The following is a 24487-nucleotide window of genomic DNA, read 5'->3' as shown; positions in this document are numbered from 1 at the left end:
TCATGGATATCTCGAAACTCTATCAACCGACGATCCTGCTGGCGCTCGCGCTGCTCGCGGTGATCGTGATGATGATCCTGCCGATGCCGGCGATCGTTCTCGATCTCGGGCTCACGGTATCGTTCGGGCTGTCGATCCTGGTTTTCACCAACACGCTTTTCATCAGCAGGCCGCTGGATTTCTCCGCCTTCCCGACCGTGCTCCTCGCGTCGCTGATGCTGCGGCTGTCGCTGAACGTCTCCTCCACGAAGCTGATCATCGGAGAAGGGCATAACGGCAGCGGCGCCGCCGGCGAGGTGATCCAGGGATTTGCGATGTTCGTGATGGGCGGGTCGATCTATCTCGGCCTCGTCGTCTTCGGCGTCCTCCTGATCGTCAACTTCATCGTCATCACCAAGGGCGCGGGCCGGATGGCGGAGGTCGGCGCCCGGTTCGCGCTCGACGGGATGCCCGGCCGGCAGCTCGCCATCGACAGCGACATGGCCGCCGGCGCGATCAGCCACGAGGAGGCGCGCCTTCGCCGCAAGACCGAACAGGAGGAGACCACGTTCTTCGGCTCGCTCGACGGCGCGTCGAAATTCGTGAAGGGCGATGCGGTCGCCGGCCTGCTGATCACGCTTCTCAATCTTGTCGTCGGCCTCGCCATGGGCGTTCTGGTTCATGGAATGCCGGTCAAGGAGGCGTTCGAGACCTACGCCATTCTGACCGTCGGCGATGGGCTGGTGAACCAGATCCCCGCCGTCATCATCTCGATCGCGGCGGCGCTGTTGCTCTCCAAGGGCGGCGTTCTCGGATCCACCGACAAGGCGTTCATCAGCCAGCTCGGCGGCTTTCCCGGCGCGCTCGCCACCGTCGCCGGGTTGATGACGCTTCTCGCGCTGGTGCCGGGCCTGCCGATGCCGCCCTTCCTTCTCGGCGCGATCCTGCTCGCCGCCGCCGCCTGGACCGGCGCGCGCCGGTCCGCGCGGCTCGCGCAGGCCTCCCCCTCCGAGGCGGTCGCGGCCAAGAGGCCGGAGAAGAAGGTCGGCGACCTGCTCGATCTCGACGAGATCCACGTCGAATTCGCCGCCGACATGGTCGGCGCGGTGCTGGACGAGGCGACGGGCCTCGGAAATCGCATCACCAACATGCGCAATCACATCGTCGGCCTTTACGGCGTGGTGATTCCGGAGATTCGCCTGACCGACGACATCGGCCTCCCCAGCGGCGCCTATGTCATCCGCATCCAGGGCGTCGAAATGGCCCGGGCCACCCTCCGTCCCGGCCGGGTTCTGATCCTCCTCGGCGACGAAGAGGCGCTCGCGCCTGGCGGCGAAGATGCGGCGGAGCCGGTCTACGGCGCGCCGGCGCGCTGGATCTCGGAAGACGACCAGGAGCAGGCCGCGCTGGCCGGGTTCTCGGTCATCACGCCGACGGAGGTCGTCGCGACCCATCTTCTGGAGGTGATCAAGGCGAATTTCGGCCGGCTCTTCACCCGGCGCGCGCTCCGCAAGCTTCTGGATGAATTCTCCGCCGTCTCCGACCCGGCGCGCGCCACCGCGAACCGGCGCCTGCTGGACGAGTTCATCCCCGACAAGGTGCCGGTCGATCTGTTGCAGGGCGTGCTGCGGCGGCTGCTCGAAGAACAGGTCTCGGTGCGCAATCTGCCGCTCATTCTCGAAGCGGTGCAGGAGGCGAAAGCCATCACATCCGGGCAGGACGCCATCGTCGAGCATGTGCGCCGGCGGCTCGGCTTTCAGCTTGTCGCCGGGTTGACGGAGCCGGACGGCGCGCTGCCGATGATCCAGCTCTGCCCGGAATGGGAGGAGCTTTTCCTTCGTCATCAGGTCGAAACCGAGGACGGGATCGCCGATATCGCCTTGCCGCCCTCGGAGTTCAATCGTCTCGCCGGCTCGGTCGCGGACAAGGTGGCCGAAGCCGGGCGCCAGGGCCGGTACCCGGTGATCGCCACATCCTCGACGCGCCGCCGCTTCCTGCGCACGGTGCTGGAGGCGAAAGGCGTGCGCAACGCCGTTCTCTCCTTCGAGGAGATCGGCGTCAGCGCCCGGCCGACCCTGATCGGCGTGGCCTGAACGATGGAGGGGCTTGCGTCTCCCACGTCTGAACTGGTGCGGATCTTCCTGTCGCTCGGTCAGGTGTTCTCCTTCACCGAGGCGGAGCTCTTCGCGCTGGTCGCGGTCTTCATCCGGGTCGGCGCGGTTGCGACGCTGCTGCCGGGGTTTGGCGAACAGGTCATCCCCGCGCGGGTCCGGCTGGTCGCGGCGCTCGCCTTCACCGCCATCGTCTGGCCGGCGGTTCTGCCGGGTCTGGATATTCCCGCCGCGGCCCCGATCGGCGAATCGATGGCGCCCGCCCTCTCCTATGGCCGCCTGTTTCTGGCGGAGGCGGCGGTCGGGCTCGCGCTCGGGCTCGCGCTTCGCTTCATGGTCTTCGCGCTGCAGCTCGCCGGGTCGATGGCGGCGCAGGCGACCTCGGTCGCGCAGATCCTCGGCGCCGGGGCGACCCCGGACCCGATGCCGGCGATCGGCAATCTTCTGGTTCTCGCAGGCGTCGCGCTGGCGCTGGCCGCAGGGCTCCACATAAAGGCCGCGGCGGCGATGATCGGCTCCTATGAGGTATTGCCCTTCGGCGTCTTCCCCGTCGCCGGCGATCTCGCGGAATGGGGCGTCGCGCGCGGGGAGGCGGTGTTCGGCCTCGCCTTCACGCTCGCCTCGCCTTTCATCGTCGCGGCGCTGGTCTACAATGTCGCGCTCGGCGCGATCAACCGCGCGATGCCGCAATTGATGGTGGCCTTCGTCGGCGCGCCGGCGATCACCGCGGGCGCGCTCTTCTTCCTGCTTCTCGCGGCCCCGGTCGGGCTTCTTCACTGGTCGGGCCTTCTGGACGAGGTGCTCGCCGCGCCTTTCGCAATGCCCCGATGAGCGGCGGCGGCGAAGATTCGGGCGAGAAGTCCCACGACCCGACGCAGCAAAAGCTCGACGACGAGCGCAAGAAGGGCAATGTCCCGAAGTCGACGGATCTGTCCGCCACCGCAGCCTATTTCGGGCTTCTCACGGCGCTCTGGCTCGCCGGCGCCGGCGCGGTCCAGTCCAGCGGCGCGGTCCTCGCGGGGTATCTGGCGCGGGCGGACACGCTCGCCCCGCGCCATTTCTCCAGCGGCGGCGGCCTCTCGGTCGAGGTGTTCCTGCAGGCCGTAACTGGGCTCGCGCCGCTTTTCTTTCTGCCGTTTCTCTTCGTCACCCTCGTCATCGTCGCGCAGCACGCGTTCGTCGTCGCGCCGGAGAAGATCCTGCCGAAATTGAACCGGATTTCGATGATCGCGCAGGCCAAGAACAAGTTCGGGCCCACCGGGCTTTTCGAGTTCGCCAAATCCGCGGCCAAGCTCCTGGTCATCTCCATCGTGCTGGCGCTCTTCCTGATGAACGAGACCGACAGGATCATCGGGCTGACCCGCGCCGCGCCGAAAGCCATCCCCGGGGAGATGGGCCGCCTCGCCATTTCGCTCCTCCTGCAGATCGCGATCATCGCGCTGATCATCGCCGCCTTCGACTATCTCTGGCAGCGCTTCGACCATGCGCGCAAATTGCGGATGAGCTTTCAGGAGCTCAAGGACGAGATGAAGAACTCCGAGGGCGACCCGATGCTGAAAGCGCAGCGCCGGCGCCGCGCCAACGACATCGCGACGAACCAGATGATGCTCGATGTGCCGGACGCCGCGGTGGTGATCGTCAACCCGACCCATTACGCGGTCGCGCTGAAATGGGACCGCAACTCCGGCGGCGCGCCGATCGTGGTCGCGAAGGGCGTCGACAATGTCGCGTTCCGCATCCGCGAGATCGCGGCGGACGCCGGCGTGCCGATCCACCGCGACCCGCCCACCGCGCGCGCCCTCGAGGCGTCCGTCGACATCGGCTGCGAGATCGAGCCCGCGCATTATCACGCCGTCGCCGCCGCGATCCGCTTCGCCGAGGCGATCCGCGCCAAGACCAGGGAGCGCGGCTCGTGAGCGGCGAGCCCTACGCCGCGCTCGAGGAGATCGCCGAGCGGATGAGCCTCCGCGCGCTCGCCGCGCTGGCGGAGATCCGCCGCGCCCTCGCCGCGCTGGAGAGGGAAGACGCGGCGGAGGCGGAGGCCGGCAAAGCCGAAGCCGAAGCCGCGTTCCCGGATCTCGTCACGCTTCGCGCGCTCACCGCGTTCCGCGCCGCCAGCGCCGCGCGCCGGCGCGCGCTGGCCGCGCGGCGCAAGGCGCTGATGGCGGAGGAGGAGGCCGCCCGCGCCGACGCGGCGCGGGCGCTCGGACGGGCCCGCGCGGTGGCGCTGCTCCGGCGGCGCGAAGCGGCGAAAGCGCGCGCCGCTCGGGAGAGGCGGGACGAACAGACGCTATCGGCGCTTCGAAAGGCGTGAAGGGCCGCAGGAGCCGGCGACCGACGGCGCGGCGCGGCCCTCCCCCTCAGGCTTTCCGCTCCAGAAGCATCTTCACGTCGCATTGCGCGACGCGCAGGATGTTCGTCGTTCCCGGCACGTTGAACGGCACGCCCGCGGTCACCACGATCAGATCCGTCTCCTCCGCGAAGCCGTCCGCCAGCGCCGTGCGCGCGGCGCTGACCACCGCCAGCTTGAACCGCTCCACCTCTTCGGTCAGCGCGCAGTGCAGGCCCCAGACCAGCGCCAGCCGCCGCGCCGTCGCGCGAAACGGCGTCAGCGCGATGATTGGCGTGAAGGGCCGCTCCCGCGCCATCAGGAACGCGGTCGCGCCCGAATGGGTGAAGCAGCAGATCGCCTTGATGTCGGTCGTCTCCGCCACTTCGCGGGCGGCCGCGGTGATCGCGGTCGCGACGGCGTCGCCGGAACCGGTCCGGCTGTGGCTGATGATCTCGCGATAGGCCGGGTCCGCCTCGACCGCGACCGCGACGGCGTTCATCATCGTCACCGCTTCGATCGGATAGGCGCCCGCCGCGCTCTCGGCGGAGAGCATCACCGCGTCCGCGCCCTCGTAGATCGCCTGCGCGACGTCGGAGACCTCGGCCCGCGTCGGCACCGGACTCTCGATCATGCTCTCCAGCATCTGCGTCGCCACGATCACCGGCTTTCCGGCGATCCGGCACTTCCCGACGATGCGCTTTTGCAGCGGCGGCACGTCGGAGACCGGCAGCTCGACCCCGAGATCGCCCCGCGCCACCATGATCCCCGCCGAGGCTTCGATGATCGCGTCCAGATCCCTCAGCGCGGCCGGCTTCTCGATCTTGGAGAGCACCGCGGCCCGCCCCCTGGCCAGCGCGATCGTCTCCTCGACATCGGCGGCGCGCTGCACGAAGGAGATGCCGAGCCAGTCGATTCCGAGGTCGCAGACGAATTCCAGGTCGGCGCGGTCCTTCTCCGAGAGCGCGGCCAGCGGCAGCACCACGTCGGGCACGTTGACGCCCTTGCGGTCGGAAATCTCGCCGCCGACGATGACTTCGCAATCGGCGCTCGAGTCGTCGCACGCGGTCACTTTCAGGCGGATCTTGCCGTCATTGACCAGAAGCGCGGCGCCAGGCTCCAGCGCCTTGAAAATCTCCGGATGCGGCAGTTCGGCGCGGCTGGCGTCGCCCGGCGTCGGATCGAGATCGAGCCGGAACGCCGCGCCCTCCACCAGCATCTGCGGCCCGTCGGCGAAGGTTCCGACCCGGAGTTTCGGGCCCTGAAGGTCGGCGAGAATGCCGATCGGCCTGCCAAGCTCATGCTCCACCTCGCGGATGAGCTGATGGCGCGCCCGGGTCGCCTCATGGTCGCCATGGCTCATGTTGAGCCGAAACACATCCGCCCCCGCCCGAAACAGCGCCCGGATCGTCTCCCGATCGGATGAAGCCGGGCCGAGCGTTGCGACGATCTTCACATTGCGATTGCGACGCATGAGTCTTCCTCTGATCCGCTCTGTTTGCCTTCAGCCGGTCATAACCGGCATCGCGCCGCTTTCCTAGGGCGCGCCAGCGGTTGATCGCCGCCCGTTCGGGCGCTATCCGGCATGGATGACGCATCCTTCCTATGAAATCGTCGGCGCCGAGCGCGATCCCGCCTGGATCGTGCTTTGCGACCACGCCTCCAACCGCGTCCCGCCGGAGATTTCTGGCGGCGATCTTGGCCTCGGGCCGGAGGACATGAACCGCCATATCGCCTGGGATGTGGGCGCGCGCGGCGCGGCGCTGGCGCTCGCCGACACGTTGTCGGCGCCGATGATCGCCTCGCGGTTCTCACGGCTGGTGATCGACCCGAACCGGGGCGAGGACGACCCCACCCTCCTGATGAAGCTCTATGACGGCTCGATCATCCCCGGCAATCGCCACGCCGACGCGGCGGAGAAGGAGCGCAGGCTCGCGCTTTGCCATCGCCCCTACCACGACGCGCTCACGCGGCTGATCGACGGCGCGGTGGCCGCCGGAGCGGCGCCGCGGCTCATCTCGCTCCATTCGTTCACGCCGCAGCTGCGCGGCCGCCCGCGCCGCCCCTGGGAGATCGGCCTGCTCTGGGACCGGGACGACCGGCTCTTCCGCCCTCTTTACGAGCGGCTCCAGCGCGAGCCGGACCTCACCGTCGGCGATAACGAGCCTTATAGCGGGCGGCTGACGGGCGACACGATGTGGCGGCACGGGACAGCCCGCGCCCTGCCGCATCTGCTCATTGAAATCAGGAACGATCTGATCCGGACCGACGCCGAACAGGTCCGCTGGGGGCGGGCTCTCGGGCGGTGGCTGCTCGAAGCGATGGACGAAGCCCCGGAAGGCGCCTAAGTCATAGCGGAACGGAGGAGAGAGCCATGGACGATCAGACCCGACTGGAACTCGAGGCCGCGGCCTTCCGCCGCCTCCGCGACCATCTGAGGACGCGAACCGACGTCCAGAACATCGACATGATGAATCTCGCCGGGTTCTGCAGAAACTGCCTCAGCCGCTGGTATCAGGAGGCGGCCAACGAGCGCGGGATCGAGATGACCAAGGACGAAGGGCGCGAGATTTTCTATGGCATGCCCTTCGCCGAATGGCGCGCCCGCTATCAGACCGACGCGACCGACGAGCAGAAGGCGGCCTTCGCGAAATCCCATGGCTGAGGCGCGCGCCGGCCGGCCAGCGCCCCGGCGATAGCCGCCGCCCAGCGCGGGAGGCGCCGGCTTTCCCCCTGGCGCTGGCCGTCCGGGCCATGACGCCCGCCATGGTTTGCAGCGCGGGCCAAATCCGCTACGAGACGGCCATCCAGCGAAGGAGCGCGCGTCATGATCCTCTATCCCGCGATCGATCTCAAAGGCGGCGCCTGCGTCCGGCTGCTGCGCGGGGAGATGGACGCCGCGACGGTCTTCAACGACGACCCCGCCGCCCAGGCGCGCGCGTTCGTCGCGGCGGGTTGCGAATGGCTGCACCTCGTTGATCTCGACGGCGCCTTCGCCGGCGCGCCGGTGAACGCGGAGGCGGTCGGCGCGATCCTCGCCGCCGTGTCCGTTCCGGTTCAGCTCGGCGGCGGGGTCCGCGACCGCGCCACGCTGGAGAGTTGGCTGGAGAAGGGCGTCCGCCGGGTGATCCTCGGCACCGCCGCGGTGCGCGACCCCGCGTTCGTGCGCGCCGCCGCGCGCGCGCATCCGGGCCGCGTCGCCGTCGGCGTCGACGCGCGCGGGGGCCAGGTTGCGGTCGAAGGCTGGGCCGAGACGACCGGAACGGACGCGACCGATCTCGCCCGCCGCTATGAGGACGCCGGCGTCGCCGCGATCATCTACACCGATATCGAGCGGGACGGCGCGATGCAGGGCCCGAACGTCGCCGCGACCGCGGCGCTGGCCCGTGCGGTCTCGATCCCCGTGATCGCCTCCGGCGGCGTCAGCTCGATGGCCGATCTCGAAGCGTTGAAAAGCTGCGGCGCGCCGCTCGACGGCGCGATCTCTGGACGGGCGCTCTATGACGGGCGAATCAACGTCGCCGAGGCGGCGGCGCTCCTCCGCGCCTGAGCTCCGCAGGCCTTTGAACCCGGAGGCCCGAGGGGCTATTGAACCCGGAATGGAACGCGAAGGGTCGCCCATGCTGAAAATCAGGATCATTCCCTGCCTCGACGTGAAGGACGGCCGGGTCGTGAAAGGCGTCAACTTCGTCGATCTGGTCGATGCGGGCGATCCGGTCGAGCAGGCCGCGCTCTACGACGCCGCCGGGGCGGACGAGCTCTGCTTTCTGGACATCACCGCATCGAGCGATGAGCGCCCCACCATACTCGATATCGCGCGCCGGACGGCGGAGCGCTGCTTCATGCCCCTGACCGTCGGCGGCGGCGTCAGGACGCTGGAGAATATCCGCGATCTTCTCCTCGCCGGCGCCGACAAGGTCTCGATCAACACCGCGGCCGTCAAGGACCCGGATTTCGTCGCGCGCGCCGCGGAGAAGTTCGGCGCGCAATGCGTCACCGTCGCGATCGACGCCAAGGCTGTCGCGCCCGGAAAGTGGGAGATCTTCACCCATGGCGGCCGTCAGCGCACCGGGATCGACGCCGTCGAATTCGCACGCGACATGGCCGGCAAGGGAGCGGGAGAGATCCTGCTGACCTCCATGGACCGCGACGGCGTCAAGACCGGGTTCGACATACCGTTGACGCGCGCCGTGTCGGACGCGGTTCCGGTTCCCGTCATCGCGTCCGGCGGGGTGGGAACGCTGGACCATCTGGTCGAAGGGGTGGTGGAGGGCGGCGCGTCGGCGGTCCTCGCCGCCTCGATCTTTCATTTTGGGATCCACACCATCGCCGAAGCGAAAGCGCATATGGCGGCGGCCGGCGTGGCGGTGAGGCTCTGATGACCGATATTCTGAACAGGCTCGAGGCCGTGATCGCGGCGCGGAAAGCGGCGGGCGAGACCACCTCGTCCCACACCGCCGCGCTTCTGGCCAAAGGGCCGCGCGCCTGCGCCCAGAAATTCGGCGAGGAAGCCGTCGAGGCGGTGATCGCCGCCGCCGCCGGCGACCCGGCCGAATTGGTGACCGAGGGAGCCGATACGCTGTTTCACTTCCTCGTCATGCTCGCCGCGCTCGACGTGCCCCTCTCGGCGGTTCTGGCCGAGCTGGAGCGCCGCGAAGGCGTCTCGGGCATCTCGGAAAAGGCGGCGCGCGGGCGCTGACCGCCCGCGCTCGGCGCGCCGGCTTGCGATCAACACTTGCATCGCCGCCGCCGCCCGCGTAATCAACGCGCCGTTCGCAGGCGAGAGTCTGACGAAAGACCGGTAAGAGAACGCCGCTGTAGCTCAGATGGTAGAGCACGTCATTCGTAATGATGGGGTCGGGGGTTCGAGTCCCTTCAGCGGCACCACTTAAAGGAAGACTTCGCCTGGATATCCTGCGGTCAGGATATCGCGCGTCGTCCCGATTCCTCTGTCGTCCCCTGTCCGGGCGCGGTCATTCGCCGCTCTCCATCGCGCATGACCGGACCGCCATCCGGCAGAGGCTTCAAGGCGATAGGGGCTGCGGAGGCGTGCGCGCGCCGCGGGCGCGACGCCAAGTCGACGAAACCGCCGGCTGAGGCGATGATGGCGCTAAGCCGGCCTCAGACGCGCCGCTGAGCCCGCGCCCCGCGCGGGGTTGAGCAGCGGTCAATCGCGCCCGCAAAGCCCATGCGAAAGGGCCCTGGGGGCGCGAGAACAGCCGCCTGCGCGGCGAACGCCTGAACCAGCGCCCCTTTTCGGCGGTCCGCGCCATGCCTGTCGCCTGATCGCGGCATGGCGCGGGAGCCCGCACCCCTCATTCCCTTTCTTTGCGCGCGCCCCGACGGGCGGTCACCGCATCAGGCTGGGCAGGAGCAGCGATATTTGCGGGACGAACGTCACGAGCAACAGCGACAGCACGAGAGGAATGTAGAACGGCGCGATCGCGACAAGAGCCTTGTTCATCGGCACGTTCGCGACTTTCGCGACGGCGAACATCAACATGCCGACGGGCGGGGTCAGAAGGCCGAGCATCAGGTTGAGCACCATGATGATCCCGAAATGCACGGGATCGACGCCGACAGCCAGCGCGAGCGGGAGCAACATCGGCGTGAAGATGGTGATCGCCGCGTTGGTCTCCATGAAGAGGCCGATCACGAGGAGGAAGAGATTGATGATGAGCAGAAGCCCGACCGGGCCGAGACTGAGCTCATTGACCACCTGAACCATCTGTTGCGGGATCTGCGTGAAGACCAGCAACCAGCCGTAAAGCGACGCCGCGGCGACGATCAGGAGAATGATCGCGCTCTCGCGCATGGTCTCCCGCAGGATCGTGAACAACTGCGGAAGAGACATCTCGCGGTAGAAGACCATCGCGATCAGCAGCGCGTAGACCGCGGCGATGGCTGCGGCCTCGGTCGGCGTGAAGACGCCGGACCACATTCCGCCGATGATGATCGCCGGCGTCACCAGCGGGGGGATCGCGACGATGAAGCTGGTCAGCAGAAGGGCGAAGCCCTCCCAGCGCTCGGTCGGCAGGTTGCGCCGCCGCGCGAGGATCGCCACCACGATCATCATGAGCAGGCCCATCAGAAGGCCCGGCAGGATGCCCGCGATCAGGAGAGCGGTCGCCGAGACGTTGGCCATGACGGCGTAGATGATGAGCGGGATCGACGGCGGAATGATCGGGCCGATCGCGGCGGAGGCCGCCGTGACGCCGACCGAAAAGTCATCCGGGTAGCCCGCCTTTCTCATCGCCTGAATCTCGATCTGGCCGATTCCCATCGCGTCGGCGACGGCCGAACCCGACATGCCGGAAAAGATGATCGAGGCGGCGATGTTGACCTGGCCGAGACCGCCTTGCAGGCGCCCGACGAGCCGACGGGCGAAATCGAAGATCCGGTCGGTGATGCCGCCGGTGTTCATGATCTTGCCGGCGAGGATGAAGAACGGAATGGCGAGCAGCGGAAAGCTGTTGACGCCGTAGACCATGCGCTGGGCGACGATCGTGTAGGGAATGGCGTCGAAGCCGCGCTCGAAGCCGGTGACGATCAGCGAGGTGAGCCCAAGCGCGAAGGCTGCGGGGATGCCGACGACGAAGAGAAGGACAAGAACGCCAAGAAAAAGTGAGAGGATCATGCCTCGGTCTCCTTCCGCCGGCCCGCGAGAACGAGCAACTGGCCGTAAATGTCGATGATGAGGACCAGGGTCATCGCCGAGACGGCGACGCCGACGGCGATGTAGAGATAGCCGGTCCGGAACCAGGCCATGCTTGCGGTGAAGGTCGTCCAGGTGGCGCTCGTCAGCAGGTAGCAGCCATAGGCGACGGCGACCAGGAACCAGGCCATCATGAGATCGACGATGACGCCGACCGTCGCGAGGCCGCGCCGCCCCAGCAGGCTGTCGATCATCTCGACCCGGATGTGCTCTCTCGCGATAAGCACGACGACGCTGCCGAAATACGTGGTCAGCACGCACATCAGCCGTGCGAGCTCCTCCGTCCACATCAGAGGCGCGTTGAGAACGTAACGGTAGAACACCTGAAGGACGGACGACCCCAGCATCAGCAGGAATGCTGCGATGGCGAGCGTCTCAAAGATGTAGAAGATCGCGCGGCGAACTTGGGCTGCGGTTTTCATCGCGACCTCCGGTCTCGGTGTGCGTTTAATCGAAAACGAAGGGCGGCGCGCGACGCCGTTCAGGTCTTTCGCGCGCCGCCCACCCGATTGGGCTTATTCGAGATATTTCGACACGGCGTCATAGACGCCCGGCGCCCAGTCTTTCGCCAGCTCGTCGATCGCCGGACGCGCGGCCGCGATGAACGGGCCCCGGTCGACCTCGAGCAGCGTCATCCCGTGCTCCTCGCCGAGCGAGGCGCAGGTCTTGTCGATCTGCTCCTTGGTGACCATGTCGCCATAGGCGGCAGCGTCGATGGCGGAGCTGACCACGGCTTCCCGCAGCTCAGGCGTCAGGCTCTCGAGGAAAGCCGTGCTGATCCCCCAATGCCACACCGCCGGCACATGCGCGGTGTACATCAGATGCGACTGCACCTCGTAAAGTTTGGCCTGATTGATGTTGAAGCAGGGGTTCTCCTGGCTTTCCACCACGCCCATCTGGAGCGCGCTGAACACCTCGGGCCATGCGACCGGCGTCGGCGAGGCGCCGATCTCGGACCAGACCTTGACCCAGGACGGAATCTCCGGGACGCGCATCTTGACGCCCTTGATGTCGGCCGGAGAGTTGATCGCCTTGCTGGCGGTCAGGTGCCGATCGCCGCGCCGGGTGAACGCGACCATCTCCACCTTCACCTTGTCGCGGATGAGGGCCTTGGCTTCATCGCCGACCGGGCCGGACCAGTACTCGAAAACCTCCTCCGGGCCGGGGAAGACGAACGGCACCACCGTCGCGCCATATTCCGGCACGACGACGCTGGGAAGCAGGTCGCCGAAGAGGGTCATCTGGACTTCGTTGACGGTCAGCTGCTCAAGATTGTCCCGCTCGCCGCCGAGCACGGCGGACGGATAGGTCTTGACGTTGATCTCGCCGTTGCTCCGCTCCTTCACAAGCTCGATGAACTTGTCGACCGCCTCGAATTCCGGGCCGGGCGGCGATGTGTGCATCGCGAAGCTCAGGTCGATGGCCTGGGCGCCTCCCGCGGCGCCGAACATCATTGCGGCCGCCATTGCTGACGTCGCCATGGATTTGAATATCATTCGTTTTCTCCCGTTGTGGTGGTGTTGATTTCGTCTCATGCGTGCTTTTCCGGCGCCTCCCTCGCAATCGTTTCGACTGCTTCGCGCACGCTTGAGCCGCGACGGATTCCGGCGGCTTCGGCGGCGCGACCCACGGCGCTGATCACGCCATTGGCCCATGTGTCTTCAGCGTCTCCGATCCGCGCGCTCTCATGCGAGACTGTCGCGCAGGCGATTCCAGCCTCGTCGAGAAGCACGAGCCCCGCGCGCCCGGCGCCCGATTTTCCGCCGCCCGCATCGTTGAAGACGACGAACAGCGGCGGATGGCTGGCGGCGAAGGCGCCGGAGATGGTCCCGCCATGGGAGGCGGAGATCACGACGCCGCCGACGTTCGCCTCCGATATGAGCGAGATCGAATCCATCAGCACGACGTCATGACCCGCGATGCTGGCGCAAACCTCGTTTCTCACGCTTCGCCCTTTCCGAAAATGCGATGAACGGCCGCCCGCACCGGCTCTCCGCGCTTGAAGCCGGCGGCTTCGGCCTGCGGATTGAGGGCGGAGATCACGCCGCCCCAGGTCTCGCGGCCGAGCCCGATCTCGGCGCTCTCGTGCGACACCGCGCCGGCCGCGATTCCGAGCTTGGAGAGAAGACCGAGCCCCGCGACGCCGGCCTCGTCCTTGCCGATCCCCGCATCGTTGAAAAAGACCGCGGCCAGCGGCGCGCGCGCGGCGTATTCGCCGGAGCTGACGCCGCCGTGGGATCCGGTCATCACCACCCGACCGGCGTCCTCTTCCGGCCGCACGTGAGCGATGGTGTCCACGGCGAGGACCGTCGTGTCGCCGACCACCTCGACGATCCCGCGAAACATGGTGAAGTCGCTCATCCCTCGGAGTCCCCCCGCAATCCCGACATCTCTTCGAGAAGGAGCGCGAGCGACGAGTTGTCGAGGCCGTTCCTGCCGGTCGCCGCCAGCATGCCGTAAAGCTGCTGCACCAGCGCTCCGACCGGGAGGGGCGCGCCCGTCGCCTCGCCGGTCTCGAGCGCGAGCCGGAGATCCTTTCGCTGGAGCGCGACCCGGAACCCGGCCTCGTAATTCCCGTCGAGCACCCGCTGGCCATGCTGATCGAGCGCGGTGCTCTGAGCGAAGCCGCCGAGCAGCGCCTCGCGAACCTTGGTCGGATCGACGCCGCATTTCTTCGCCAGGGTCATCGATTCCGCGACCGCCTGGATATTGATGGCGACCGCGACCTGGTTGCAGACCTTGCAGACCTGGCCGGCGCCGGCGCCGCCGATATGGCTTATGGTCTTGCCCATCGCGTTCAGAATCGGCCGGCAGCGTTCAAGCACGTCCGCCTCGCCGCCGATCATGATGGAGAGCGTTCCCGTGTCCGCGCCGCGAAAGCCGCCGCTGACGGGCGCGTCGAGCATCGCGACGCCGCGCTCGGCGAGCTTTTCCGCGAAGGTTCTCGTGGCGATGGGGGAGATCGAGCTCATGTCGATCAGCGTCGCGCCGGCGCGCATCGACGCGGCCAGACCGTCCGGGCCGAACAGCACCGCTTCGACATCCGGCGTGTCGGGCAGCATGGTGATCACCACGTCGGCGTCCGCCGCGCCGCCGAGCGATCCGGCGTCCGTCGCGCCGGCGGCGACCAGTTCGTCGACCGCGGCGCGATTGAGGTCATGCGCCTTGAGGCGGAAGCCGGCCTTCAAGAGATTGGCCGCCATCCGGCGCCCCATGACGCCAAGGCCGACAAAGCCGATGACGAGATCCTGCGAATCGCCTGATGGCGGCATTTATGCTCTCCCTACCTTCCAGACGGGGGGCGCAAGGGCGAGATCTTCGCTCAAAACGACCCTCCCGGGTTCCTCCGCCCATCATGAGCGGCGCATGTATCGAATTGCTCGGCGCCGGCCCGGCGCCGCCTCGGCTTCAATATGTCTTGCAGTGCAGCCCGCCATCCACGCAAAGCTCGATTCCGGTGATGTATTTCGCGTCGTCGGAGGCGAGGAACAGCGCCGCGTGCGCGATATCCCAGCCGTCGCCCATCTTCTTCATCGGCGTGACGGCGGCGCGCTGATTCTGCATGGCGGTGAAGTCGGTGTAGTGCTCCTTCATCGCCTCGTAGATATGCGGCGTGTCCATCAGGCCGGGAAGCACCGTGTTCGCCCGGATGCCGCGATCGGCGTATTGGAGCGCGATCGCGCGGGTGAAGTTATTCACGCCCGCTTTCGACGCGTAGTAGGAAATGTAGTTGAACTGCATCCAGCGGATCGACGCGAGCGACGAGATGTTGACGATGGCGCCGTTCCCCTGCGCCTCCATGATCGGCAGCACGCATTTGCAGGTGAGGAACATGCTCTTGAGATTGACCGCCATCACGCGGTCCCAGTCTTCCTCGCTGGTCTCGACCGGCCCGCCCTCGATGTTCATGCCGACATTGTTGTGCAGCACGTCGATGCGCCCGAAGGCGCTCTGCGTCGCCTCGACCGAGGCGCGCACCTGATCGAGCTTCGTCACATCGGCCTGGAGCGCGATGGCGGTTCCGCCTTCGCCGTTGATGATGTTCGCCGTCTCCTCCGCGGCGGCGCGGTTCAGGTCGACGCAGGCCACTTTCGCGCCCTCGCGCGCGTAGAGCACGGCGGAGGCCTTGCCGTTGCCCCAGCCTTCGCCGACCGAGCCTGCGCCAAAGAGAAGCGCGGATTTTCCTTCGAGGCGTTTCACCATTCCCGTAATTCCTTCATTGAATATATTGTCTAACGCGCTGTGGAGGCGCGGTCTCTGGACGCCAGATGCGGCGCGAACGTCTCGATCGCCATTTGCAAGGCCCGGTCTTCACGCGCGGCGTCGACCAGGGGCACGCCCGCGACGGCCGCCTCCCACGCCGCCCGGAGCGCGCGGCACCCTTCCGCGATTCCGCCGGGGTGGCCGACGATTCCGCCGCCGCAGGCGTAGATCAGGTCGGTCGACTGGATCGCGGCGAAGGTGTCATGCGCCTGCAACACGGTCTGGCTGCTGGAGAAGACCGGCATGACGAGCGGGTCATCCGCGCTCAACGGCGTGAGACACGCCCTCGCCGACGCGATGACGGACGCGTCCGGCTCGGTGAACTTGTTCCGAAGGCCGTTCACATGCAGATGGTCCACGCCGGCCAGCCGGAAGATCTTCTGATAGACCCGAAAATCGATCCCGAGCATCGGCGCGCGCGAAAAAAGCCCCCAGCCGTTCCGGTGGCCGTGAATGAAGAGGGGAAACTCGCGGCGAAGCGCGAGAACCGCCGGCGTCCCGACCCAGTTGAGGCTCAGCATCGCGCAGTCGCCGCCCGCGGCGAGCACCTGCTCGGCGCCGCGGCGCATCTGGTCGAAATCGCCGGAGATGTTGAAGGCGTACATCACCTTTTTGCCGGTGCGGTCGGCGTGGCGGTGGAGCACGTCCATCACCGCCTCGATCCGCGCGCTCCGCGGCGCATTGAGCGGATCGACGCACAGCTCGTCGTCCTTGATGAAGTCGATGCCGCCGGCGGCGAACTCCGCCACGGCGTCCGCGGTCTCCTCCGGCGTGAGCCCGATGCTCGGCTTGACGATCGTGCCGATGGCTGGCGCGCGGTCGAGGCCGAACCGCTCGCGCGACCCGGCGACGCCGTGGCGCGGCCCCGGCGACGCGTCGATGAAGGCCGGAGGCAGGTCGACGTCGAGGAGCTTGATCCCGGAAAGCTCGCTCAACTCGCTGAGATTGCCGCTGATCGTGGCCATCAGCGCGGCGAGGTCGGGGCCGATATTCGCATAGGGCCAGACGATCTCGATCTCGGCGCGGGCGTAGCGCCCGCTCGGCGCCGCCCGCGCGCCGGGGAGACTTGGCGCGTCAACCTCTTCGAGGGGCGTGATCGACGCCACCCGCGCCCCCGCGCGCCGGGTCAACGCGTCAGATTCGGACGCGAGCTTCATGAAGGTGCCGGTGGATTGCTCGCCCGCGATGGCCGCCGCCGCCGCGTCGACGGATAGCGGGGTCTCGATCAGGTACCGGGCGCAGATCTCATCGGGCATCGGAGGCGTTCCTATGGGACGTCGCAAAAAGTATGAGGTATGATCTATAGGCGGTCAATAAAAAATCTTACATCACGTCGCCGCCGCTCACGATCATCGTATGGCCGGTGATGAAGCCGGCCCGGTCCGAGAGCAGGAACGCCGCCGCCTCGGCGATATCGCCGGTTTTTCCGAGCCGCTTCATCGGGATGCCGGCGATACGACCGGGCAGAATGCTCCGATCGAGATCGTCCAGCATGTCGGTCTCGGTCAGGCCGGGCGCGATGGCGTTCACCCTGATCGCGGGGGCGAGCGCCTCGGCGAAACACCGCATCATGGCGAGGACGCCGGCTTTCGCCGCCGCGTAATCGATCTGGCGGGCGCGGGGGCTCAGCGCGGCGATGGAGCCGAGGCAGACAATGCCGCCGAAGCCCTGTTCGATCATGTCTGTCTTGGTCTCCTGAATGGCGATGAATTGCCCGTCCAGGTTGACCCGCATGGTCTCTCGCCATGACGCGAGATCCAGGTCCGCATGGTCGCTCGGCCGAGTGGTTCCCGCGTTGGCCACCAGCATCGTGATCGGCCCGAGCTTCGCGCGGGCCGCGTCGACCGCGGCGGCGAATTCGGGTTGATCGCCGCTATCCGCGCGAAACAATTCGCAGACGCCGCCCATGGCCTCGACCATGGCCTTCGTCTCCGCCGCCGCCGCGTCGTTGCGGACATAGTTCAGCGCGATCCGCGCGCCGCCCTCCGCGAGCCGGAGGCAACAGGCCCGGCCGATGCCGCGCGCGCCGCCGGTCACCATCGCCACCCTTCCGGAGAACTCCGATTCGACGCTAGACACTGTGTCTTGTCCTCTTCTCTAAATTTTGAGGTGGCGAAATTTCGCGATAGGTATAATCTTTCGTGATGTGATCGCCCTTGTCAACATTCACCTGACGCCGGAGGCTCATCAGTTGCGGACCACGCGTTCATGTATCGGGAGCTGAAAAATTGAAGAATTCAACCAGCGAAACTCCGAAGAAGGCGCCGACCCGACTCGAATTCGTTCTGGGGTATATCAAGGGAAGGATCGCCGACGGGACGTTGAAGGCCGGCGTTCGTCTGCCCGCCGAGGTCGACCTCGCGCGTGAAATCGGCGTCAGCAGAACGCCGGTGCGCGAGGCGATAAAAGTTCTCGCCGCCGCGGGCGTTCTGGATGTCCGCCACGGGCACGGGACATTCATCGCCAAAGGGCCGCAGGCGTCGCTCGCGCAGCTGCTGCTGTTCCGGACCCACCTGAAGGCCTCGACCCCGCAGAAGCTCATGGAGGTCCGCTTGATCTTCGAGCGGAGCTGCGCGGAGCTGGCGGCGCAGCGCCGCACGCCCGAGGATCTGGCCGCGATGCGCGCATGCATCGAGCGCCTCCGGAAGCTGGGCGAGGACGATCCGCCCGATCTGGACGCCACGACCGAGGCGGACCTCGACTTTCATCGCGCGGTCTACCACGCCACCCAGAATGAGCTGGTCTCGACCATCGCCAATTTCGTGCTGAACATGGTCGCGGACTGGCTCCGCAAATCGCACGAAAACGGCGAGGTGGAGCACACCGTGCGCCTTCATGAGGTGATGTATACGATGATAGAGGCCCGAAACAGCGGCGGCGCGCGCGAATGCTACGGGGTGGAGGCCAATATGGACCATTTTCGCCAGATGCTCGAGCAGCTTGAGGCGAAGGGCGGCGCGGAGGTTGCGGCGGAATGACTCCTCACGTCTGCTTTTACGGTGACGATTTCACCGGCGCGGCCGAGAATCTGGCGCAGTTCCACCGTCACGGGCTCAGGTCCCGACTGTATTTCGAGCCGGCGGATCATGCGCGTGTGCGCAAGGAAGCCGCGGATCTCGACGTGGTCGGGATCGCGGGCGTCGCCCGGTCATGCGCGCCCGACAAGATGCGCGAGTTGCTTGAGGACGCCTTCTCGCTTTTCGCGTCGCTCAAGGCGCCTCTGAATCAATACAAGGTCTGCTCGACCTTCGACTCGGCGCCGGAGGTCGGCAACTTCGCGGTGGCGATAGAGACGGCCCGCCGGTATTGGCCAGACGCCTGCGCGCCGGTTCTGGCGGCGACGCCGGATTTCGGCCGCTACACCGCCTTCTCCAACCTGTTCTCGGCGCATCGCCAGGAGATTCTCAGGCTCGACCGGAACCCGGCCCTGACCAATCATCCCTCCACACCGATGACGGAAGCGGATCTGAGGCGCCATCTCCATGCTCTCGGAACGCCGCCGCCGGGCGCCATAATGCTGCCGGAGCTGGCCTCGGGCGCCGACGCGGTCGCGGATCTTCTGGATCAACGCGGGGCCGACGGGGCGCCGGTCGTGCTGGACGCCGTCGACAACGCCCAGCTTCGCGTCGTCTGCGCAGCCATGTGGCGCCTCGCGGCGCGCCGCTCCGTGTTCTGCGTCGGCGCGCAAGGTTTTCCGCAAGGGATCGGCGGCCTGATCGCGGCCGAGCTCGGGCGCGCGCCGGCGGAATCGTCCGGGAAGACGTCGCCGCCGGGCCCGGCGCTGGTCCTGTCCGGCAGCTGCGCGGAGCAGACCGGCGTCCAGCTCTCGGCGGTGGAGGCGGCCGGATGGGAGATGATTTCCCTCCCGCCCTCGGAGGTCCGGGCGCCCGAAGACGTCGGGCGCATCGCGGAGCGCGCGGCGCCGCTCATGCTCGAAGCGTTGGCGCGCGGCCGCTCCGTCGCGGCGTTCACGGCCAGAGGCGCCGCGACCGAGCCGTTCGATCCGGCGAGAGCGGAGCGCGTCGGCCAGATCCTGGCCGCCCTCTTCAGGGAGGCTGCGAAGAAGGCGGGGGTCAGGCAGGTTATTTTCGCCGGCGGCGACAGCTCAAGCTACGCCATGCGGAACTCCGGCGCATACGCTCTGGAGATCGCCGCCTTCTACGGGTTGCACTCCAGCAATGTCTGCCGATTGCTCGCGGACGACGAAGTTGACGGCGTCAATGTCGTTCTCAAGGGCGGACAGGCCGGCGATGACGACTTCTTCCTGCGCCCCCTGGGGGAGCCGACCCGCCACTGAGGGTTTCCTCCATCCGCGATGGGAATCCGGCTTTCGATCGAAAGCCGGACCGATGAAAAGAACGCGGTTCGCGGGAGGGCGGACCGAGGAAGGCCGCGCCCCTCTCCGATCTCGGCCTGCAGGCGTTTGATCGAGCCGAAGCCGGCGCGGAAAATCTCGGTGTATAGGCGCCGAGATTCAGCCCCATCGCCGGCTCGCCCGATATTCGCGTTGATGAGCTGCGCCGACCATCGCACTTCGGCGAAGAAATGTCCCGACAGGGCGGATCTTCCCAGCGACATCCGCCGATAGGTGATATCCAGACATGATTGAGTGAGGTATCCTCAGTCTCGCTTCCCGTCCGCACCCGGGGCCGCGGCTCCTGTTTTCGCGGACGTGTCGGCGGCGAAGCCGGGCGAAGGGCGGACGTTGGGGGGAACGGCGCCGTCAAGCCGAGACGTATTGAACGGTCATGAACATGACTTTGTGAATCCCGCCTGCCTAACCAGTTCGTCGCGCTTCGACCGCACCGCGCCAGACGGGTTCAGATCATAAAATGAAAACGCGACAGCATAACGAGAGTGACTAGAATGAAACGACTTTCAATCCTATGCGCCATGACGTTGTTTCTCGCGACGCCGGCCGCAGCTCAGAGTCCGGCCTCGCCTTCCGCCTGGACCTATGAGGCGACCATTTATACTTGGCTGTCCGCCCTCGAATCGAAGGTGGACACCCGCTTTGGCGAGGTTGACGGCAAACTGAGCGCGCGCGACGTGCTATCCCATCTCGATTTTGCGCTCATGGGGACCATCGAAGCGCGGCGCGGCCCTTGGGCGATCATCGTCGACGGGCTGTATACGGATCTGTCGGCCACCAAATCGACGCCTTTCGGCGCCCTGTTTTCCGACGCCAAGGTGGAGACCGAACTGGCGCTCGCCAGCGGCTATCTGACATATCGGGTTTACGACAAGGCCGGCGTCGCGATCGATGTCGGCGGCGGCTTTCGCGCCTTTGACCTGGATGTGAATCTGAAACTCAATCCCGGCAGGCGCCCCGGAGAATCCAGAAAAACGAGCAAGGTCTGGGCCGTTCCTGTGGTCGCGGCGCGAATGACCGTGCCGTTCGATGACAAATGGTCAGTGACCGCATTCGCCGATTTCGGGGGCACCGGGTCGGATGATCAGACCTGGCAAGCCCTGGCGAGCGTGAATTATCAGTTCAACGAGAAATGGTCCGCACGGCTCGGGTATCGCGAGATGGACCTTGAGAACGTCATCGGGGGCCGCAAGACCTCCATCAACCTTTCCGGCCCGTTCATCGCTGGCTCGTACAGGTTTTGAGACCGTCGCAGCCCGCCGTCACGCCACGAAAAGAGGGAATTGACATGAAGAGCAGCGCACGGCGCCTTCGCAAGCATCTGACGGCGTCCATTTCGGCGGCGGCGGTGTTTTCCGCGCTCTCGGCCGCAGGGCCGGCCAACGCCGACGGCGCCTTCGCGAAACAGGCGTTTCAACGCATGTCCGACTATCTGGGCGCGCAGAGCGCGCTCGCATTCGACTATGACTCATCCCTCGATGTCGTGACCGAAGGCGGGCACAAATTCGTGATCGCAAGCTCGGGCGCGATCGCTCTGGAGCGCCCCGGCGCGCTGCATGCGACCCGTGACGGCGGGTTCGCCAGCGTGGTGCTGGACTACGACGGGCGAACCCTGACCGTCGTCAACACCGACGCCAACATCTTCGCCACGATCGAAACCGCCGGTTCGGTGGATGACCTGATCGACACGCTGCGCAAGTCCTACGGTCAGCCGCTGCCCGCCGCTGACCTGCTGAACGCCGACGTCGCCGCCGCGCTGACGCCCCTGTTCACCGATGTCAAAGACCTTGGCGCCGGGGTGATCGGAGGCGTGATGTGCGATCATTTCGCGTTTCAGACCGAGCAGGCGGATCTGCAGATCTGGATCGCTCAGGGCGACACCCCCCACCCCTGCCGTTACGTCATCACCGACACCAGCGTGACCGGCTGGCCGACATACCGCATCGACGTTCGCAACTGGCGCGCAGGAGACGGCGCGGCGGGCGATCTCGCCTTCGCGGTTCCGGCGGGCGCGACCCAGGTCGAATTGTCCGCCGTTCCCGCAATCAACGAACTGTCCGGCATCTACGCCCAGTAAGGACCCCGAGACATGCTCAGAAAAGCCATAATGGCGACCTTCGCCTTGACCGTCGCCTTTTCCATCCTCGAGGTCGGGACCAGCTACATGGCGAGCGGAGTCCTCGGCTTCGGCCAGCCCGCCGAGGCGAGAATCGGCCGCCCGCTGACCCCGGTCAGCATTGCCGGCGTCGGCCGGCGCACGGCGCGGCGCTGCGCGGCCGGCATATATAACTGCTGAGGGTCGCGCAGAATCGCCAGGCGCCCTCGGATTGCCGACTGGCTCCCAAGAGCCAATCCGGCGCGGGAACTGTTTCCGGAGACGGGTTCGCGGCGCCGACCCTGCGTCAGGCGATGGCTTTCGCCGTTCATGACCGGGATGCCGACATGGCGGGGCGGGCGGTTGGCGGCCACGCTGGGGCGGAGGCGCCGACATGGCCGCCCGGCCCTTTCCCGAAAGCGCGCCGGCGCCTAGACTGACCGCACGCCAGCAAAGGATGCGCGATGCTCTATTCAGTTCTCGACCTCGCCCCCGTCGCCGAAGGCCACGATGCGGCGGAGGCGATCAGGAATTCGGTCGATCTCGCGCAGCATGCGGAGGCGCTGGGGTACAAGCGGTTCTGGATGGCGGAGCATCACAACATGCCCGGCATCGCCAGCGCCGCGACCGCGGTCCTGATCGGGCATGTCGCAAACGCCACCCGGACGATCCGCGTCGGCGCCGGCGGCGTGATGCTGCCGAACCACGCGCCGCTCTCGATCGCCGAGCAATACGGCACCCTGGCGACGATCTTCCCGGACCGGATCGACCTTGGCCTCGGCCGCGCGCCGGGCGGCGACATGGCGGTCGCGCGGGCGCTGCGCCGGGGCGCGGACCATGGCGACCGGTTCCCCGACGATGTGGCGGAGCTGATCGGCTATCTCGGCCCGCATCGCCCCGGCGCGCCGGTCCGGGCGCTTCCCGGCGAGGGAACCGCGCCGCCGATCTGGATCCTCGGCTCGTCGCTTTACGGCGCGCAGCTGGCCGCGCATTTCGGGCTCCCCTACGCCTTCGCGTCCCATTTCGCGCCCGACGCGCTCGATCAGGCGGTCGAGATCTACCGCGCGCGGTTTCAGCCGTCGCCACGCGTGCAGCGGCCCCATTTCATGCTGGCGGTGAATGTTTTCGCCGCGGACACCGACGAGGAGGGCGCCTATCTGCGAACCTCCATGCAACAGGCGTTCGCGGCGCTGAGAACCGGCCGGCCCGGAAAACTGCCGCGCCCGGTGACCGACATCGACGCCGTCATCGGCGGGCCCATGCGCGCCGCAGTCGATCAGGCGCTCCGCGTCTCGGCGGTCGGCGCGAAAGACACGGTGCGCCAGACATTGGCCGCGTTGATAAAGCGCCACCAGCCTGATGAGGTGATCCTGACCGGCCAGATCCACGATCACGCCGCGCGGAAGACCTCGTTCCGCATCGCCGCCGAGGCGATGGCGGAGATCGCCGAAACCGCCTGAAACGCGGCTTCGGCGACCGCTCCGGTCAGTCCGCCAGCGTCGCCAGCATTCCGGCCATGATCCGCCCGCGGGATTCGAGCGTCGGGACGTTGATATGCTCGTTCAGCGTATGGATTCCGCCGCCCTCGACGCCGAGCCCGTCCAGCGTCGGGAAGCCGAGCGCGCCGGTGAAGTTGCCGTCGGAGCCGCCGCCGGACGATTCATGGAAACTCTCGATGCCGAGTTCGGCGGCGAAGCCCTTCATCCGCTCGTAAAGCGCCATCGTTCCGGCGTTCGGCTCCCAGACCGGGCGGGTGACGCCGCGCGCGACATGGAACGCGACCTCGGCGGAGGAGTCCGCCATCGCCAGCATCTTCGCCACGCCCGCGTCGAGATCGGCCTGCCGTTTGGCCATCGACAGCACTTCGGCTTCGGCCCGCGAGGAGACGCAGTTCACCCATGTGCCGGCATTGAGGACCCCGACAGAGAAGGTGCAGTCCTCGCTGGTCATCTCCTCGATCTCCATGATGCGCCGGCACATCTCGCGGATCGCCGAGCGGCCCGCCGAAAGCTGCGCGCCGGCGTGGCTCGGCTTGCCGTCGGTGGCGATGTTGAAGCGGGCGATGGCGTAGCGCCCGGTGGTGCAGCCGCCGCCTTCGCGGCCCGGCTCGGGCACCAGGATGTATTTCTGCCGCGCCGCCTCCGCCTCGACGAGATCGCGCGCGGACGGCGTGCCGATCTCCTCCTCGCTGGTCAGGAGGATGGTGACCGGCAAGGGCGTCTCCACGCCGACGCGCGCCAGCACGCGGAGCGCCTCGAGGCTCAGATACGTCCCGCCCTTCATGTCGCAGATGCCCGGCCCATAGGCCAGGTCGCCCTCACGCCGATAAGGCAGCGTCTCCAGCGTCCCGATCGGGTGCACGGTGTCGAGATGCGCCATGATCAGCACGCCCGGCTCGCCCTGGCGCGGATGGGGCATCCGGGCGCGCACGCAGTCGCCCCAGCCCATCCGCCCCGGAATCCGCTCGATCGTCGCGCCCATCAGCGCGAGATCGCGCGAGGCGACATCCATCATCCGGTTCACCGCGCTCGGAACGAAAGTCGGGCTCTCTGTCTCGACCCAGACTCTCAGGCCATTCAACATGGCGTCGACGTCAAAAGGCAATTCGGCGATTTTCATTCTC

At 67.2% G+C, this 24487-nt stretch carries 26 protein-coding genes and 1 tRNA gene; 16 read left to right on the top strand and 11 right to left on the bottom strand.

Annotated features, from left to right (window positions below):
• Positions 1 to 2 precede the first annotated feature (2 nt).
• From WG921_RS05165 to WG921_RS05150, 4 genes are read left to right on the top strand one after another with little or no spacing between them, the layout of a single operon-like run.
• Positions 3 to 2072, top strand: a complete 2070-nt coding sequence (locus WG921_RS05165; RefSeq protein WP_340108151.1) for a flagellar biosynthesis protein FlhA — start codon at positions 3 to 5, stop codon at positions 2070 to 2072.
• Between the two features lie 3 nt (positions 2073 to 2075).
• Positions 2076 to 2921: a flagellar biosynthetic protein FliR gene (locus WG921_RS05160; RefSeq protein WP_340108150.1), complete on the top strand. Its 846-nt coding sequence runs from the start codon at positions 2076 to 2078 to the stop codon at positions 2919 to 2921.
• Positions 2918 to 4006, top strand: a complete 1089-nt coding sequence (locus tag WG921_RS05155; RefSeq protein WP_340108149.1) for an EscU/YscU/HrcU family type III secretion system export apparatus switch protein — start codon at positions 2918 to 2920, stop codon at positions 4004 to 4006. The genes WG921_RS05160 and WG921_RS05155 overlap by 4 nt, the downstream gene beginning before the upstream one ends.
• Complete coding sequence (locus tag WG921_RS05150) at positions 4003 to 4404, top strand: hypothetical protein (protein ID WP_340108148.1); 402 nt, start codon at positions 4003 to 4005, stop codon at positions 4402 to 4404. Before WG921_RS05155 ends, WG921_RS05150 begins: the two co-directional genes overlap by 4 nt.
• 46 nt (positions 4405 to 4450) lie before the next feature.
• Here WG921_RS05150 and pyk read toward each other — a convergent pair whose 3' ends face one another.
• Positions 4451 to 5893 (bottom strand): pyruvate kinase, encoded by a 1443-nt coding sequence (gene pyk / locus WG921_RS05145; protein ID WP_340108147.1) that lies wholly within the window; start codon positions 5891 to 5893, stop codon positions 4451 to 4453.
• Between the two features lie 115 nt (positions 5894 to 6008).
• On the opposite strand from pyk, the gene WG921_RS05140 reads away from it, so the two are divergent.
• From WG921_RS05140 to WG921_RS05115, 6 genes are all read left to right on the top strand, one after another.
• On the top strand, positions 6009 to 6767 hold the full coding sequence (locus WG921_RS05140) for an N-formylglutamate amidohydrolase (RefSeq protein WP_340108146.1): 759 nt from the start codon (positions 6009 to 6011) through the stop codon (positions 6765 to 6767).
• A gap of 26 nt (positions 6768 to 6793) precedes the next feature.
• The gene (locus WG921_RS05135) at positions 6794 to 7084 is read left to right on the top strand and encodes a DUF1244 domain-containing protein (protein ID WP_340108145.1); all 291 of its coding nucleotides are present in this window, start codon (positions 6794 to 6796) and stop codon (positions 7082 to 7084) included.
• Between the two features lie 162 nt (positions 7085 to 7246).
• Entirely contained in the window at positions 7247 to 7969 is a 723-nt protein-coding gene (hisA, locus tag WG921_RS05130) for a 1-(5-phosphoribosyl)-5-[(5-phosphoribosylamino)methylideneamino]imidazole-4-carboxamide isomerase (RefSeq protein ID WP_340108144.1), read from the top strand.
• 70 nt (positions 7970 to 8039) lie between these two features.
• Positions 8040 to 8798, top strand: coding sequence for an imidazole glycerol phosphate synthase subunit HisF (gene hisF / locus WG921_RS05125; RefSeq protein WP_340108143.1), 759 nt, complete (start codon positions 8040 to 8042; stop codon positions 8796 to 8798).
• A complete protein-coding gene (locus WG921_RS05120; protein ID WP_340108142.1) occupies positions 8798 to 9118 on the top strand; it encodes a phosphoribosyl-ATP diphosphatase in 321 nt (106 codons plus the stop codon). The genes hisF and WG921_RS05120 overlap by 1 nt, the downstream gene beginning before the upstream one ends.
• Before the next feature lie 112 nt (positions 9119 to 9230).
• Positions 9231 to 9306 (top strand) — tRNA-Thr (locus tag WG921_RS05115).
• Positions 9307 to 9769: 463 nt separating this feature from the next.
• Here WG921_RS05115 and WG921_RS05110 read toward each other — a convergent pair.
• The 9 genes from WG921_RS05110 to WG921_RS05070 form a co-directional block, all read right to left on the bottom strand.
• Entirely contained in the window at positions 9770 to 11056 is a 1287-nt protein-coding gene (locus tag WG921_RS05110) for a TRAP transporter large permease (RefSeq protein ID WP_340108141.1), read from the bottom strand.
• Positions 11053 to 11556: a TRAP transporter small permease gene (locus WG921_RS05105; protein ID WP_340108140.1), complete on the bottom strand. Its 504-nt coding sequence runs from the start codon at positions 11554 to 11556 to the stop codon at positions 11053 to 11055. Before WG921_RS05105 ends, WG921_RS05110 begins: the two co-directional genes overlap by 4 nt.
• Positions 11557 to 11649: 93 nt before the next feature.
• Positions 11650 to 12615, bottom strand: coding sequence for a TRAP transporter substrate-binding protein (locus tag WG921_RS05100; protein WP_340108139.1), 966 nt, complete (start codon positions 12613 to 12615; stop codon positions 11650 to 11652).
• A 50-nt stretch (positions 12616 to 12665) separates the two neighbouring features.
• Positions 12666 to 13079, bottom strand: coding sequence for a hypothetical protein (locus tag WG921_RS05095; protein ID WP_340108138.1), 414 nt, complete (start codon positions 13077 to 13079; stop codon positions 12666 to 12668).
• Positions 13076 to 13495, bottom strand: a complete 420-nt coding sequence (locus WG921_RS05090; protein WP_340108137.1) for a hypothetical protein — start codon at positions 13493 to 13495, stop codon at positions 13076 to 13078. The genes WG921_RS05095 and WG921_RS05090 overlap by 4 nt, the downstream gene beginning before the upstream one ends.
• Entirely contained in the window at positions 13492 to 14406 is a 915-nt protein-coding gene (locus WG921_RS05085) for a 2-hydroxy-3-oxopropionate reductase (RefSeq protein ID WP_340108136.1), read from the bottom strand. Before WG921_RS05085 ends, WG921_RS05090 begins: the two co-directional genes overlap by 4 nt.
• Before the next feature lie 136 nt (positions 14407 to 14542).
• Entirely contained in the window at positions 14543 to 15337 is a 795-nt protein-coding gene (locus WG921_RS05080; RefSeq protein WP_340108135.1) for an SDR family NAD(P)-dependent oxidoreductase, read from the bottom strand.
• Positions 15338 to 15366: 29 nt separating this feature from the next.
• Positions 15367 to 16653: a RuBisCO large subunit C-terminal-like domain-containing protein gene (locus WG921_RS05075; RefSeq protein WP_340108134.1), complete on the bottom strand. Its 1287-nt coding sequence runs from the start codon at positions 16651 to 16653 to the stop codon at positions 15367 to 15369.
• A gap of 67 nt (positions 16654 to 16720) precedes the next feature.
• On the bottom strand, positions 16721 to 17476 hold the full coding sequence (locus WG921_RS05070) for an SDR family NAD(P)-dependent oxidoreductase (protein WP_340108133.1): 756 nt from the start codon (positions 17474 to 17476) through the stop codon (positions 16721 to 16723).
• Between the two features lie 149 nt (positions 17477 to 17625).
• Here WG921_RS05070 and WG921_RS05065 point away from each other — a divergent pair, with 149 nt between their 5' ends.
• The 6 genes from WG921_RS05065 (at position 17626) to WG921_RS05040 (ending at position 23324) form a co-directional block, all read left to right on the top strand.
• Positions 17626 to 18375 (top strand): FadR/GntR family transcriptional regulator, encoded by a 750-nt coding sequence (locus WG921_RS05065; RefSeq protein WP_340108132.1) that lies wholly within the window; start codon positions 17626 to 17628, stop codon positions 18373 to 18375.
• Positions 18372 to 19694 (top strand): four-carbon acid sugar kinase family protein, encoded by a 1323-nt coding sequence (locus WG921_RS05060; RefSeq protein WP_340108131.1) that lies wholly within the window; start codon positions 18372 to 18374, stop codon positions 19692 to 19694. The genes WG921_RS05065 and WG921_RS05060 overlap by 4 nt, the downstream gene beginning before the upstream one ends.
• 569 nt (positions 19695 to 20263) lie before the next feature.
• Complete coding sequence (locus WG921_RS05055; protein WP_340108130.1) at positions 20264 to 21013, top strand: porin family protein; 750 nt, start codon at positions 20264 to 20266, stop codon at positions 21011 to 21013.
• A gap of 44 nt (positions 21014 to 21057) precedes the next feature.
• Positions 21058 to 21846, top strand: coding sequence for a DUF2092 domain-containing protein (locus WG921_RS05050; RefSeq protein ID WP_340108129.1), 789 nt, complete (start codon positions 21058 to 21060; stop codon positions 21844 to 21846).
• Positions 21847 to 21876: 30 nt separating this feature from the next.
• Positions 21877 to 22065 carry a hypothetical protein gene (locus WG921_RS05045; protein ID WP_340108128.1) on the top strand — a complete coding sequence of 63 codons (189 nt, stop codon included), beginning with the start codon at positions 21877 to 21879 and terminating at the stop codon, positions 22063 to 22065.
• A gap of 263 nt (positions 22066 to 22328) precedes the next feature.
• Positions 22329 to 23324 (top strand): LLM class flavin-dependent oxidoreductase, encoded by a 996-nt coding sequence (locus WG921_RS05040; protein ID WP_340108127.1) that lies wholly within the window; start codon positions 22329 to 22331, stop codon positions 23322 to 23324.
• A 25-nt stretch (positions 23325 to 23349) separates the two neighbouring features.
• Here WG921_RS05040 and WG921_RS05035 read toward each other — a convergent pair whose 3' ends face one another.
• The gene (locus WG921_RS05035; RefSeq protein ID WP_340108126.1) at positions 23350 to 24483 is read right to left on the bottom strand and encodes a M20/M25/M40 family metallo-hydrolase; all 1134 of its coding nucleotides are present in this window, start codon (positions 24481 to 24483) and stop codon (positions 23350 to 23352) included.
• Positions 24484 to 24487 lie beyond the last annotated feature (4 nt).

It is taken from the genome of Paludibacillus litoralis (assembly GCF_037646705.1).
Taxonomy (GTDB): Bacteria; Pseudomonadota; Alphaproteobacteria; order Rhodobacterales; family Rhodobacteraceae; genus Pikeienuella; species Pikeienuella litoralis.
This window is presented reverse-complemented; position numbering and strand designations above follow the sequence as displayed.

What these genes read in the sequence shown, in the direction of transcription:
- WG921_RS05165 (WP_340108151.1), top strand. Translation starts at nt 3, where the DNA reads ATGGATATCTCGAAACTCTATCAACCGACGATCCTGCTGGCGCTCGCG.
- WG921_RS05160 (WP_340108150.1), top strand. Translation starts at nt 2,076, where the DNA reads ATGGAGGGGCTTGCGTCTCCCACGTCTGAACTGGTGCGGATCTTCCTG.
- WG921_RS05155 (WP_340108149.1), top strand. Translation starts at nt 2,918, where the DNA reads ATGAGCGGCGGCGGCGAAGATTCGGGCGAGAAGTCCCACGACCCGACG.
- pyk (WP_340108147.1), bottom strand. Translation starts at nt 5,893, where the DNA reads ATGCGTCGCAATCGCAATGTGAAGATCGTCGCAACGCTCGGCCCGGCT.
- WG921_RS05140 (WP_340108146.1), top strand. Translation starts at nt 6,009, where the DNA reads ATGACGCATCCTTCCTATGAAATCGTCGGCGCCGAGCGCGATCCCGCC.
- WG921_RS05135 (WP_340108145.1), top strand. Translation starts at nt 6,794, where the DNA reads ATGGACGATCAGACCCGACTGGAACTCGAGGCCGCGGCCTTCCGCCGC.
- hisA (WP_340108144.1), top strand. Translation starts at nt 7,247, where the DNA reads ATGATCCTCTATCCCGCGATCGATCTCAAAGGCGGCGCCTGCGTCCGG.
- hisF (WP_340108143.1), top strand. Translation starts at nt 8,040, where the DNA reads ATGCTGAAAATCAGGATCATTCCCTGCCTCGACGTGAAGGACGGCCGG.
- WG921_RS05120 (WP_340108142.1), top strand. Translation starts at nt 8,798, where the DNA reads ATGACCGATATTCTGAACAGGCTCGAGGCCGTGATCGCGGCGCGGAAA.
- WG921_RS05110 (WP_340108141.1), bottom strand. Translation starts at nt 11,056, where the DNA reads ATGATCCTCTCACTTTTTCTTGGCGTTCTTGTCCTTCTCTTCGTCGTC.
- WG921_RS05105 (WP_340108140.1), bottom strand. Translation starts at nt 11,556, where the DNA reads ATGAAAACCGCAGCCCAAGTTCGCCGCGCGATCTTCTACATCTTTGAG.
- WG921_RS05100 (WP_340108139.1), bottom strand. Translation starts at nt 12,615, where the DNA reads ATGGCGACGTCAGCAATGGCGGCCGCAATGATGTTCGGCGCCGCGGGA.
- WG921_RS05090 (WP_340108137.1), bottom strand. Translation starts at nt 13,495, where the DNA reads ATGAGCGACTTCACCATGTTTCGCGGGATCGTCGAGGTGGTCGGCGAC.
- WG921_RS05085 (WP_340108136.1), bottom strand. Translation starts at nt 14,406, where the DNA reads ATGCCGCCATCAGGCGATTCGCAGGATCTCGTCATCGGCTTTGTCGGC.
- WG921_RS05080 (WP_340108135.1), bottom strand. Translation starts at nt 15,337, where the DNA reads ATGGTGAAACGCCTCGAAGGAAAATCCGCGCTTCTCTTTGGCGCAGGC.
- WG921_RS05075 (WP_340108134.1), bottom strand. Translation starts at nt 16,653, where the DNA reads ATGCCCGATGAGATCTGCGCCCGGTACCTGATCGAGACCCCGCTATCC.
- WG921_RS05060 (WP_340108131.1), top strand. Translation starts at nt 18,372, where the DNA reads ATGACTCCTCACGTCTGCTTTTACGGTGACGATTTCACCGGCGCGGCC.
- WG921_RS05055 (WP_340108130.1), top strand. Translation starts at nt 20,264, where the DNA reads ATGAAACGACTTTCAATCCTATGCGCCATGACGTTGTTTCTCGCGACG.
- WG921_RS05050 (WP_340108129.1), top strand. Translation starts at nt 21,058, where the DNA reads ATGAAGAGCAGCGCACGGCGCCTTCGCAAGCATCTGACGGCGTCCATT.
- WG921_RS05045 (WP_340108128.1), top strand. Translation starts at nt 21,877, where the DNA reads ATGGCGACCTTCGCCTTGACCGTCGCCTTTTCCATCCTCGAGGTCGGG.
- WG921_RS05040 (WP_340108127.1), top strand. Translation starts at nt 22,329, where the DNA reads ATGCTCTATTCAGTTCTCGACCTCGCCCCCGTCGCCGAAGGCCACGAT.
- WG921_RS05035 (WP_340108126.1), bottom strand. Translation starts at nt 24,483, where the DNA reads ATGAAAATCGCCGAATTGCCTTTTGACGTCGACGCCATGTTGAATGGC.